Below are 11923 nucleotides of genomic sequence, written 5' to 3'. Positions count from 1 at the left end.
ATGCGCCAGACATGGCGTCAGTCAGGCGTGCGCGCGGCAAAGCTGATCTTGCCAAGCCCCGCGGCACGCGCGGCCTGCATTGCATTGACCACGCTCTGGTGAGTCGCGCTGGCATCTGCCCGGATAATCAGGATCGTCTGTTCGGTAATGTCCGGAGTGCTGCGCAACGATGCAATCAGCGTCTGCTGGCTGTTGTCTGCCAGCAGACGGCCTTGCAGGGCAAACTGGCCATCAGTTGTGATGGTCAGTTCCAGCGACTCAGGCAGATCGCCTTGTGTCTGTGCTTGCGGCAGACTGACTTCGATGCTGCGTTCGACCGAAAACGTGGTCGAGACAGCCAGAAAGATGATGATGACCAGCAATACGTCAATCAACGGGATGAGGTTGATCTCGGGTGGCTCATCAAAATGGCGGCGTCGGATATGCATGCCGTTTCGTCCTATCGGGCGTCAAGGCGGGCGATCACCTGACGCGCGGCCTGTTCGATACGCATGAGTAAGTGATCCACGTGTACCCGGAACATGCGATGCGCAATGATGGCGGGGATCGCGATCAGGATGCCAAATCCAGCGTTGTAAAGTGCAATCGAGATCCCTCGGGCAAGCTGACCGGGGTCGGCTCCGCCTGGTTCAAACGCTGCAAATATCTCGATCATTCCCACGACTGTTCCAAACAGCCCCATGAGTGGGGCAACGGTACCGATGGTGGCCAGCACTGGCAGAAATCGCTGTAGTGCAAACGCCACATCGGAGCCGGTTTCCTCGGCGGCAAGACGGACTTCCTCAACTGGCTTGCGACGTTCGCGCAGGATCGTTGCGAGAACTTGACCACATGCGGACGAGTTTGAAAGTCGTTCGATCGAGTCCAGGTCGATGGATTCGGCTTTGATCATTCTTTCGACGTCCTTGACCAAGTGGGCGGGGACCACGCGGGCGCTACGCAAACTCAGGGTGCGCTCGATAATGATGGCGATCGCCACCACGGAGAGCAGCAGTAGGGGCCAGATGGGCCAGCCGGCATCGGCAATAATGGCTTGCAATGTGAATTCTCGGTATCAGGTGATAAAAACAACAGGTAAAGAAACGACAGGGATAGAAGCATCAGAACGTGATCATCGCAGATTGAGTGAGAACGGATGCAGTCAATGCCTGACTGTCAATGCCCACACTGTACGCTGCTCAAAGGCGACAGCCAGCGTGTTGTGCTGTTTCGCGCCATGCCTGGCTCCAGGACTGCCAGTTGCCTGCGTCATCTGGCGCAAACAGAAGCCCCGGTATCGTAAGGTCGGACCGGGTTCTGATGCAAGTGGGAACCATCGCGGATTCCCGCATGAGAAGTATCCACATTTTCTGTGGATAACTCAGTGGGTAACTTCCAGTGGACCGATAAATCAATGGTACTTAGGTTCTTTGGTCAAAAAATAATCAATTTGCTGTAATTTTCCTTTAATTCATTGTAAAACAGTAACTTATAGGTGTAACGAGATATTTCACATTAGAAATATTCCGGAACTTGCGATTCATTTCACCTGTATGGAACCCGTGACACCGTATTCATGCGGTCTGTGGACAGGTTTCCCCCAAAAACGCAAGTGTCACTTAAAATTCGGGCTATGAACCCATCCCAGAACGAAACATATCTGACCGTCACCGAACTGAATTCGCTGGCATCGCAAGCACTTGCGAGCCAGTTCGGCCTGGTCTGGCTGAGAGCCGAGATCGGAACTTTCACGCGTGCGGCCTCTGGCCATCTTTACATGACACTCAAGGACGCATCGAGTATCGTCAAGGCGGTCATGTTCCGGTCCAGGGCGTCTTTATGTGAATTTGAACCTGCAGTAGGCGACTCTGTACTGGTGCAGGCCAGGGTCGGTCTATACGAACCCAGAGGAGACTTTCAACTCAATGTGCAGGTGATGCGTCCGGATGGTCGTGGCACGCTCTACGAACAGTTCCAGCAGATCCGCTCGCGATTGCAGGCAGAAGGTCTTTTTGATCCTGGGCTTAAACGGTCGGTGCCTCTTCATCCCCGGGCCATTGGCGTGGTGACTTCGCTGGCCGCTGCGGCGCTTCACGATGTGCTCACGACACTGGCTCGCCGTGCACCTCATGTGCCAGTCATCATCTATCCTGCCAGTGTGCAGGGTGTGCAGGCACCGCTGCAACTCAGGCAGGCTCTGGCCCAGGCCAATGAGCGGATGGAAGTCGACGTCATTTTGCTGGTTCGCGGTGGTGGCAGCATTGAGGACCTCTGGGCTTTCAGTGACGAGTCCCTGGCTAGAGACGTGGCCGCCAGTACATTGCCCGTGATCTGTGGAGTCGGTCATGAGTCAGATGTTTCCATCGCTGATTTTGCGGCTGATCTGCGTGCACCGACACCGACTGCTGCTGCAGAACTTTGCTGCGCGTCTGTTGCGGATTTACTCGCGAACGTGCGGGGCGGCTTTGAGCGCCTGCAGTTGGCCATGGCTCGCAAGCTTGAACGCTGGTATCAGCGTGTTGACCAACTCAGCTACGGTCTGGTTTCACCGTCACAGCGACTTGCGGCGCAGTCGCAGGCCTTGCTTCGTCTGGAGAGTCGCCTGGCACAGGTTCGACCTGACACCGAACGTCGCTCGGCGCGTGTGCAGGCGCTTGAGGTCGCGTTGCGTCACGGTTTCAGCCGGCAGATGCAGTTGCGTGAAAGTCGCCTGGCGATGGCGGTTGCTCGACTCCAGTCTCTGGCACCCCAGGCCATTCTGGACAGGGGGTTTGCGATTGTGCGCGATGTGGATGGAAAGCTGCTGACCAGTTCGGCGTCGCTTGCGCCCGGGCAGGGGGTCAAGGTTCAGCTCGCAAAAGGTGCGTTCGAGGCCGATGTCCGGAACGTTGTCTGAAACGGGTGCGACAGATCGCGTGACCCGCGGGTGTAGCGCGCCTGTGCACGGCGTGTCCCGTTACGGGCTTTACGCAGGGATCGTCGGGCGCACAGAAGTGGCCCCGGGGGTGCCGGACGTGCTCGCGAGTAACCCTTGAGAAGGATGGGGCCGGGTTAGCCGGTTAGCCTGCACTTCGATACAATGCAGACTACCTTGCCGATTTCGGTCGAGCAACTCATTCACGATAACCTGACTAGAGAGGATTTGGCACTATGACTCATACCCTTCCTGCACTGCCGTATGAAATGGATGCGCTCGCTCCGCATATCTCCAAGGAGACGCTGGAGTTTCACTATGGCAAGCACCATCAGACCTATGTCACCAATCTGAACAACATGATTGGCGGGACTGAGTTTGAATCGGCCTCCCTTGAGGACATCATCAAGAAGTCCTCGGGCGGTATCTTCAACAACGCTGCTCAGGTCTGGAACCACACCTTCTACTGGAACAGCCTGTCCCCACAGGGTGGCGGTGAGCCATCGGGCGCACTGGCTGAGGCAATCAATTCCAAGTGGGGCAGCGTCGAGGCGTTCAAGGATGCATTCAACAAGTCCGCCGCCGGTAACTTCGGATCGGGTTGGACCTGGCTGGTGAAGAAAGCAGACGGATCTGTGGATATTGTCAACACCAGCAATGCGGCGACTCCGCTGACCACCGATGACAAGCCTCTGCTGACCTGTGACGTATGGGAGCACGCCTACTACATCGACTATCGCAATGCCCGTCCGAAGTATCTCGAAACCTTCTGGAAGCTTGTGAACTGGAAGTTTGCAGAGCAGAACTTCGCCTGAATGTGCAGTCGGGTGTGACAGATCAGCTGGATATAAACACTGGCTGACACGATGTAACTGACGCCAGCACCTTGCTGGCGTTTTTTTCACTATGATGAGGCGATCACTGTGTCGACGGTCGCTGTCTGTGGCAGGTCTGAAATCGTTCATCGGTGGTGGTTGGTGGTCTGGCCTGTAAAGTGGACGCGCGTAGTCCAGGGTCGGACATCAGAATCAAATTTATCAGGGGACTCAAGATGTCAATCAAAGAAGCATTCATTTGTGACGCACTTCGCACACCGATCGGGCGCTACGGCGGTGCGCTCTCCCAGGTACGCACGGATGATCTGGCTGCCATTCCAATCAAAGCTCTGATGGCGCGCAACCCTAATGTGGACTGGAGTCAGGTTGACGAGGTTCTCTATGGGTGCGCCAACCAGGCTGGAGAGGACAACCGTAACGTGGCGAGGATGGCTGGTTTGCTGTCTGGATTGCCGGTCGATGTGCCGGGTGGCACGATCAACCGCCTTTGCGGTTCAGGCATGGACGCAGTTGGTACGGCTGCGCGCGCCATCAAGACAGGCGAGGCCTCACTAGTGATCGCTGGCGGTGTTGAGAGCATGAGTCGCGCCCCGTTCGTCATGGGTAAGGCCGACACGGCGTTTTCACGGTCCGCTGCAATTTATGACACAACCATCGGGTGGCGGTTTGTCAACAAACTGATGAAAGCCCAGTACGGCGTTGACTCGATGCCCGAGACAGCAGAGAACGTTGCCGATCAATTCAACATCTCTCGTGAAGACCAGGACAAGTTTGCACTGGCCAGCCAGACTAAAACCGCGGCGGCACAGGACAACGGTTTTTTCGATCAGGAAATCACGCCTGTGTCGATTCCGCAGCGCAAAGGCGATCCGGTAGTTGTTTCGCGTGACGAGCATCCTCGCCAGACGACTATAGAGTCACTCGCCAAGCTCAAGCCTGTCGTGCGTGAAGGTGGAACGGTGACGGCAGGTAATGCGTCTGGTGTGAACGATGGCTCGGTTGCGATGATTCTTGCCAGTGGCGAGGCCGTCAAGGCGCATGGGTTGACTGCACGGGCGCGTGTCATCGGCATGACGACAGCCGGTGTGGAGCCACGGATCATGGGTATCGGACCCGCACCTGCTTCGAAGAAGCTGCTTGCTAGCCTGGGCATGACCATTGACCAGATGGATGTCATCGAACTCAACGAGGCGTTTGCTGCCCAGGGCCTGGCCACTTTACGTGAACTCGGTGTCGCCGATGATGATCCTCGTGTCAATCCGAACGGTGGCGCTATCGCGCTGGGCCATCCGCTTGGTGCCAGTGGTGCACGTCTGGTGATGACAGCTGTCAACCAGTTGCACCGTACGGGCGGACGCTATGCATTGTGCACTATGTGTATCGGTGTCGGGCAAGGGATTGCGATGGTGGTTGAGCGCGTCTGATCAGCGTCAATTGAACGGCTGGTAGCCTCTCAGGCAGTGATAGCGGGGCTGGGGGATCACTCCCCCAGCCCCGTTCTGCTGTGGGGTGTTGTATGCGGATACTGCGGGGTTTACTTATTGCTTGCCTGGCAACCCTCTGATCTGCATGCCTGACTTGATATTGCGCTGTTCAAACCATCCCTGGTTGACTTCCAGTGCAAGCCTGACGGGCTCACTCGAGCAGTGTGAGGCCCGACTCAGGGGCTCCATGTGTTCGATGTTCGTGATGGTCCCGTCTTCTTTCAGGAAGGCGATTGAAAGCGGAACAAATGTTTGTTCCATCCAGAAGCACTGCCGTTGTGGCGACTCAAAAACGAACAGCATTCCATGATTGTCCGGCAGGGATTTGCGTCCCATCAGTCCGATGGCCCGCTGATCCGGCGAAGCAGCCACTTCGGTAACGATCCGGTGCATGCCCGCGTACAAGTCCTGAGTTGGTAGACTGGCCTGTACCGGCTGGGCGTGGGCGATCGAAGCGATGACCGTCACGCTCACTAGTGTGGCAAATGCTTTTAAAATGCTGGTCAGGCCTCTGGCTGGCGTTGCATGTCTGAACATTGACGGTTTTCGTGTGCGTAGGTGCGCGTCTCGCCTGGGTTTGGTCAGGGCGTCAGGCAGTGCTGGACCCACCGGTCGGTGCGGTACGGTGTGAGCGTGTTCAGACATGCGGATTCAGGGTTATACAACCCGAAGTTTAGCCAGCCGTTATATTAACGGCTTGTTTGCCTTTAGGTCCCTGCGTCACCTCGAAGTTGACTTTCTGACCTTCCTTCAGTGTCTTGAATCCATTCATCTGGATGGAAGAGAAATGTGCAAACAGGTCTTCCCCGCCGTCGTCGGGGGTGATAAAGCCAAAGCCTTTGGCATCATTGAACCACTTGACGGTGCCCGTGCTGGTGGTGGGGAACTCTGCGGACGGGTTGGTCGAGTCTGACATGACGACTGCCTCTTGTTACGGGGGTGATTCTGCAAGGACAGACCATTGCTGTCCTTCCGACGCCAGGAACATAGTGGGTTGTTCAAGGCCTTCAGGAAATATGCGACATACTTGTTACATTCGTCAAGTGGTTATCGGGTTTTCTCGTAGGCGTCAGTCCATTTAAACTGGTATTCGTTACCAAATGGAGTTGTTTGAATTCATCATGGCTACACGCTATAGCTCATCCAGCGGTGTTCTGCTTGAAAAGCAGGCCAGTCGCACTAAACCACCTCCGATGTATCGGGTGATTCTGCTTAATGATGACTACACCCCCATGGAGTTCGTCGTCCATGTGTTGCAGCGGTTTTTTGGCAAGTCCGAAGAGGAGGCGATGAAGATCATGCTGCAGGTGCATCATGAAGGCAGGGGTGTGTGCGGGGTCTATCCACACGATGTGGCGGCGACTCGTATTACCCAGGTTTTACAGTTTGCCAGATCCCGGCAGCATCCTCTGCAATGCGTCATGGAGCCAGTGGGGGATTAGCCGTTTGTGGGGATTAAGGCATAGAATCGAATCGAGTATGTGATCATGTCAGTTCCTTTAGTGGTTGTGCTCAGGGAGTCTTACGAGGATGTGTGTCAGACGTCCTGTAATCAGAAAATGTGTACAGGGTGTCTGGTTTTCCCCGATGAGTTTTCTGGCGACGCAACCAAAACAGTGTGAGATGATCTAAGAAATATCTGCGTGGCCAAGGTCACGGAATTGGGTTTAGACGCAACGGGAGGAAATGTGATTTCCCAAGAACTTGAAGTTAGCTTGCATATGGCGTTTGTTGAAGCTCGTTCGGCACGCCATGAGTTCATTACCGTTGAGCACCTGTTGCTGGCCCTGCTGGACAATGCCGCTGCGCTCGAGGTTCTGAAGGCTTGTGCAGCCAACGTTGATGAATTGCGCCAGAACTTGCGCAAATTTGTTTCCGACAACACGCCGGTGATTCCGGAGGGTGGGGAGGTTGACACACAGCCGACCCTCGGGTTTCAGCGAGTGATCCAGCGGGCCATCATGCATGTCTCGGCAGGTGGAACCTCCAAGAAGCCGGTGACGGGTGCCAATGTTCTGGTCGCCATTTATGGCGAGAAAGATTCCCATGCGGTGTATTACCTGCAGCAGCAGGGGATATCGCGTCTGGATGTGGTGAATTTTCTATCGCATGGCATCACCAAGAACCAGCAGACTCCGGAGTCGCCTCAGAGCGCACCTCGCGATGCTGCAAGTGGCGGTGAGGAAAGTCAGCCTGGCGCGGAGAACCGTCAGTCACCGCTTGATCAGTATGCTCAGGATCTGAACGCATCAGCCCTGGCTGGCAAGATTGATCCGTTGATCGGCCGTGATCACGAGGTTGAGCGGGTGATTCAGATCCTCTGTCGGCGCAGAAAGAACAATCCGTTGCTCGTGGGTGAGGCAGGTGTTGGCAAGACCGCCATTGCAGAAGGGCTTGCCTATCGCATCACTCGCGGCGAAGTCCCTGAAGTCCTTGCACAGGCCAAGGTGTTTGCGCTTGATATGGGGGCACTGCTGGCTGGAACCAAGTACCGTGGGGATTTTGAACAGCGACTTAAGGCGATTCTCAAGCAGATCAAGAGTAATCCTGACGCCATTCTGTTTATTGACGAAATTCACACGCTCATCGGGGCGGGATCTGCCTCGGGCGGCACGCTGGATGCTTCGAACCTGCTCAAGCCGGCTCTGTCGGCAGGTCAATTGCGCTGTATCGGTGCGACTACCTACACCGAGTACCGTGGCATCTTCGAGAAAGATGCAGCGCTGTCGCGGCGATTCCAGAAGGTCGATATCAACGAACCTTCAGTTGAGCAGACGGTCCAGATCCTGCGCGGGCTGAAGACACGTTTCGAGTCGCATCACGGTGTGAAGTATTCAGCGGCAGCACTCACTGCAGCAGCAGAGCTCTCTTCGCGCCATATCAGCGACAGACATCTGCCAGACAAGGCGATTGATGTGATTGATGAAGCAGGTGCAGCACAACGCCTGTTGCCTCGCTCTAAGCAGAAAAAAGTGATTGGCAAGCATGAGATCGAGTCGATCGTAAGCAAGATTGCCCGTATTCCGCCGCAAAGCGTTTCGACGGATGATCGTAGCAAGCTTGCAACACTCGAGCGCGATCTCAAGACCACGGTGTTTGGACAAGAGACGGCGATCGAGGCTCTGTCGGCTGCCATCAAGATGGCTCGTTCAGGTCTTGGAAAACCGGACAAGCCAATCGGTGCGTTCCTCTTTTCAGGGCCGACCGGCGTGGGCAAAACCGAAGTTGCAAAGCAACTCGCGTTTACGCTCGGCATCGAACTGGTTCGTTTCGACATGTCTGAGTACATGGAAAGACACACAGTCTCCCGATTGATCGGTGCGCCACCCGGATACGTCGGATTTGACCAGGGAGGATTGCTGACCGAAGCGATCAGCAAACAGCCACACTGTGTCTTGTTGCTTGACGAGATCGAGAAGGCGCATCCGGACGTCTTTAACATCCTGCTTCAGGTCATGGATCATGGCACATTGACTGATAACAACGGCCGCAAGGCAGACTTCCGAAACGTGATCTTGATTATGACGACCAATGCTGGTGCAGAGGCGATGAGCAAGCCCACAATCGGGTTCTCCAACTCCCGAGCCAGTGGCGACGAGATGGCTGACATCAAGCGCCTGTTCTCGCCTGAGTTCAGGAACCGTCTTGATGCCATTGTTCACTTCAGCGCGCTGAACCAGGACATCATTTTGCGTGTGGTTGACAAGTTCCTGATGCAGCTCGAAGACCAGTTGCACGAGAAGCGCGTAGACGCCAGTTTCACTCAACGTTTGCGTGACTATCTGGCCGAGCATGGATTTGATCCGCTGATGGGGGCCCGTCCGATGCAACGCCTGATTCAGGACATGCTGCGCCGTGCCCTGGCAGACGAGCTATTGTTTGGTCGACTGGTCAATGGTGGAAGCGTGACACTTGATATCGATGAAGATGGCAAGGTTAAGCTCGACATCGAAGACGAGTCTGCAACACCAAAATCCGTACGTTCCAAGCCAAAGTCAGACAAGGAGCTCGTGCACGAGTAAGTGAAAAGAAGACGCGTGGTCCGGCTTTGGGGACGATGCGTCTTCTTTTTATCATGTCTCTCGGTGTAGTAACAGGATCACGATCCGGATTGGCCTTATGTCTCATTTCAAGGGCCAGTCCGGGCTGTCCAGTTTGCTAATACCCTGTTCGCAGGGTGTTTACCGTGTCCCCGTGCTTCCAAATCCCCCCTGACCCCGGTTTGAAACCTGACTGAAGTCGTCTACGAGTTCAAACTGCGCACGAGCAACTGGAACAATGACTAGTTGTGCAAGCCGCTCCATGGGTTCAAGCACAAAAGGTGTTTGTGACCGGTTCCAGGCCGAGACCATGAGAGGGCCCTGGTAGTCCGAATCAATCAACCCCACCAGATTGCCCAGCACGATTCCATTTTTGTGCCCGAGTCCTGATCTTGGCAGGATGACTGCCGCGTAGTCTGGGTCGCCGATATGAATGGATAGTCCTGTCGGAACCAGAATCGTCTGACCGGGTTCGATTGTGACAGCCTGCTCAAGGCAGGCGCGCAGGTCCATGCCAGCGGATCCTTCAGTCGCGTAGGCTGGGAGGTGCTCACGCATCCGTTGGTCAAGAATTTTTAATGAAACAGGAACCATGTATCTGCTCGCTTCGGTTAGTCGCTTAAGGGTTGATTGAAATGGTCGGGCTGGGTGGACGGATCGGTGAGGAACCAGGCAACGCAAGCCGAGCTCTCCAATCGAGCGCATCCGACTATCCCCTGAGCAGCTGGGTCAGCGTTTGGATGGTCGTTTGCGGACAAAAAGATAAAACAGTCCAACACCGATGACCAATGAGAGTCCACCGGCAATGTACAGCCCCAGTTCGCTTGTTTGCTGCGCGGTTGACAGACTTTTTGCGGTTAGAAAGCCCGGTGCCAGCAATGCCGGTACCCAGGCGATTGAAGACGTGATGTTTGCAATCTGGAAGCGCCAGTGTGACATGCCCATTACGCCGGCGACTGCGGGCACGGTACTGCGCAGTGGGCCCAGAAATCGCCCGACAAATACAGCCATGAATCCATAACGATAAAAGAACAGTCGGGCCCTCGCCACACTGGTTCGGTGGCGCTTGAGTATTTTCCACCTCAGGAGGGACGGGCCAGTCCACCGACCGAGTGCGTACGAGGCAGCATCTCCCAGTATGGCACCGAGTGACCCCCAGACCAGGAGAGGCATGGGCTCAAGCGTCCCTGATCCTACGAGTCCACCTGCAAAGAATAGCAAGGTCGTCGCGGGGATGAGCACGCCAACGATCAGCAAAGACTCCCCAAATGTGAGCAATCCGATGATTGGACCGGCCCAGACCTGATTGGTCTGGATAAAAAGCTGAATCTGGTCCAGATACTCTTGCATGGTTTTCTAGATTTGGCTGAAATCAATCAAGGCAGATATTCTGAAGCACCTTCTACCGCGCTCAGTGCGGCCTGACATAGCGCTGTGCAATCTCTTGCACGATTCGTCTGGCGATCTCGAGCTTCTCGCCTGAGCCCAGATTGATCATGCCCTCATCGTCAAAGAGTTCCACTGTGGTGTGGTCAGCATCCATGACGTGCTGAGCAAGGTTGCCGATGAGCATTGGCACACCCTTGCGCCGACGCTTCTCTTGCGCCATCTCGGGATCCAGCGTGGTTTCGGCTGCGAATCCAACGCACCATGGCGCATCCGGGCGCGCGGCCACTTCAGCCAGAATGTCAGGGTTCTGCACAAAATGCAAAGCAGGTGGTTGACCGTCCTTTTTCTTGAGTTTCTCGCTGGATTGGTTCTCGACCCGCCAGTCTGCGACGGCGGCTACAGCGATGAAGATGTCAGCGTCGTCCACGCGCTGCATCACAGCATCGCGCATCTGAACAGCAGTCTGGACCGGGATGCGCTCCACGCCTGGTGGACAGGCCAGGGCAGTGGGGCCAGATACAAGCTGAACCGTGGCGCCATACTCGTATGCGGCCTGGGCGAGCGCGTAACCGGTTTTGCCTGACGATCGGTTGGTAATCACCCGCACAGGATCAATGGGCTCGCATGTTGGTCCTGCGGTGATGAGCACTCGGCTGCCAGCCAGTGGCTTCGGTTGAAAGTATGCAATCACGGCTGCCAGCAGTTCATGTGGCTCCAGCATGCGGCCATCACCGACTTCACCGCATGCCTGGCTACCCTCTGCTGGACCAAGAATTTGTACACGGTCTTCACGCAGCTGGCTGGCGTTTCTCTGTGTGGCGGGCGCAAGCCACATTTCGCGATTCATGGCAGGCGCCACCAAAATGTCACGCGGACTGGCCATGCAGAGTGTGGTCAGGAGGTCATCAGCCAGTCCATTGGCCAGCTTGCCCATGAAGTCAGCCGTCGCAGGGGCAACCAGCACAACATCGGCTGCGCGCGTCAAATCGATGTGGGCCATGTTGTTGGCCATGCGGTTGTCCCAGAGGTCTGTGTAGACGGTTCTGCCAGACAGCGCCTGAAATGTGACTGGTGTAATGAAACGGCAGGCCGATTCAGTCATCACGACATCAACTGTCGCGCCATGGTCAATCAGTCTTCGAACCAGTTCAGCACTTTTGTAACAGGCGACACCGCCTGTCAGCCCTAGGACAATGTGTCTGCCTTGGAGGTCTCTCATGCCGGTGCTCCGCTTTAAATCGTGTTGTATCAAGTTGACGCCATCCGGCTGCATGTGGTTCC

12 protein-coding genes are annotated in these 11923 nt (G+C 55.7%); 5 read left to right on the top strand and 7 right to left on the bottom strand.

All coding sequences use genetic code 11. The features are described from left to right. Positions 1-17 precede the first annotated feature (17 nt). A complete protein-coding gene (locus tag DBV39_RS06165) occupies positions 18-428 on the bottom strand; it encodes an ExbD/TolR family protein (protein ID WP_108620786.1) in 411 nt (136 codons plus the stop codon). 11 nt (positions 429-439) lie between these two features. After that, a complete protein-coding gene (locus tag DBV39_RS06160; protein WP_108620785.1) occupies positions 440-1039 on the bottom strand; it encodes a MotA/TolQ/ExbB proton channel family protein in 600 nt (199 codons plus the stop codon). Between the two features lie 552 nt (positions 1040-1591). On the opposite strand from DBV39_RS06160, the gene xseA reads away from it, so the two are divergent. From xseA to pcaF, 3 genes are all read left to right on the top strand, one after another. After that, positions 1592-2875: an exodeoxyribonuclease VII large subunit gene (gene xseA, locus DBV39_RS06155; RefSeq protein WP_407669269.1), complete on the top strand. Its 1284-nt coding sequence runs from the start codon at positions 1592-1594 to the stop codon at positions 2873-2875. Between the two features lie 254 nt (positions 2876-3129). Next, positions 3130-3708: a superoxide dismutase [Fe] gene (gene sodB, locus DBV39_RS06150; RefSeq protein ID WP_108620783.1), complete on the top strand. Its 579-nt coding sequence runs from the start codon at positions 3130-3132 to the stop codon at positions 3706-3708. Between the two features lie 236 nt (positions 3709-3944). After that, positions 3945-5153, top strand: a complete 1209-nt coding sequence (gene pcaF, locus DBV39_RS06145) for a 3-oxoadipyl-CoA thiolase (protein WP_108623134.1) — start codon at positions 3945-3947, stop codon at positions 5151-5153. A 114-nt stretch (positions 5154-5267) separates the two neighbouring features. Here the strand turns inward: pcaF and DBV39_RS06140 are convergent, their stop codons facing one another. Then, the gene (locus tag DBV39_RS06140; RefSeq protein WP_108620782.1) at positions 5268-5750 is read right to left on the bottom strand and encodes a DUF192 domain-containing protein; all 483 of its coding nucleotides are present in this window, start codon (positions 5748-5750) and stop codon (positions 5268-5270) included. Between the two features lie 136 nt (positions 5751-5886). Continuing rightward, positions 5887-6129, bottom strand: a complete 243-nt coding sequence (gene cspE, locus DBV39_RS06135) for a transcription antiterminator/RNA stability regulator CspE (protein WP_108620781.1) — start codon at positions 6127-6129, stop codon at positions 5887-5889. 205 nt (positions 6130-6334) lie between these two features. Between cspE and clpS the strand changes: the two genes are divergently transcribed. After that, positions 6335-6655, top strand: a complete 321-nt coding sequence (gene clpS, locus DBV39_RS06130; protein WP_108623133.1) for an ATP-dependent Clp protease adapter ClpS — start codon at positions 6335-6337, stop codon at positions 6653-6655. Between the two features lie 246 nt (positions 6656-6901). Continuing rightward, on the top strand, positions 6902-9235 hold the full coding sequence (clpA, locus tag DBV39_RS06125) for an ATP-dependent Clp protease ATP-binding subunit ClpA (protein ID WP_108623132.1): 2334 nt from the start codon (positions 6902-6904) through the stop codon (positions 9233-9235). Positions 9236-9394: 159 nt separating this feature from the next. Here the strand turns inward: clpA and dut are convergent, their stop codons facing one another. The 3 genes from dut to coaBC all read right to left on the bottom strand — a co-directional run bounded on the left by dut (position 9395) and on the right by coaBC (position 11861). Further along, complete coding sequence (gene dut, locus DBV39_RS06120) at positions 9395-9847, bottom strand: dUTP diphosphatase (protein WP_108620780.1); 453 nt, start codon at positions 9845-9847, stop codon at positions 9395-9397. 135 nt (positions 9848-9982) lie between these two features. Then, positions 9983-10603, bottom strand: coding sequence for a DedA family protein (locus tag DBV39_RS06115; protein WP_108620779.1), 621 nt, complete (start codon positions 10601-10603; stop codon positions 9983-9985). A 61-nt stretch (positions 10604-10664) separates the two neighbouring features. Continuing rightward, a complete protein-coding gene (gene coaBC, locus DBV39_RS06110) occupies positions 10665-11861 on the bottom strand; it encodes a bifunctional phosphopantothenoylcysteine decarboxylase/phosphopantothenate--cysteine ligase CoaBC (protein ID WP_108620778.1) in 1197 nt (398 codons plus the stop codon). Positions 11862-11923 lie beyond the last annotated feature (62 nt).

The sequence above is a fragment of the Orrella marina genome (assembly GCF_003058465.1).
In the GTDB taxonomy this organism is placed as follows: Bacteria; Pseudomonadota; Gammaproteobacteria; order Burkholderiales; family Burkholderiaceae_B; genus Algicoccus; species Algicoccus marinus.
The sequence above is the reverse complement of the archived record's forward strand: the minus strand, read 5'-3'. Positions and strand labels throughout refer to the sequence as shown.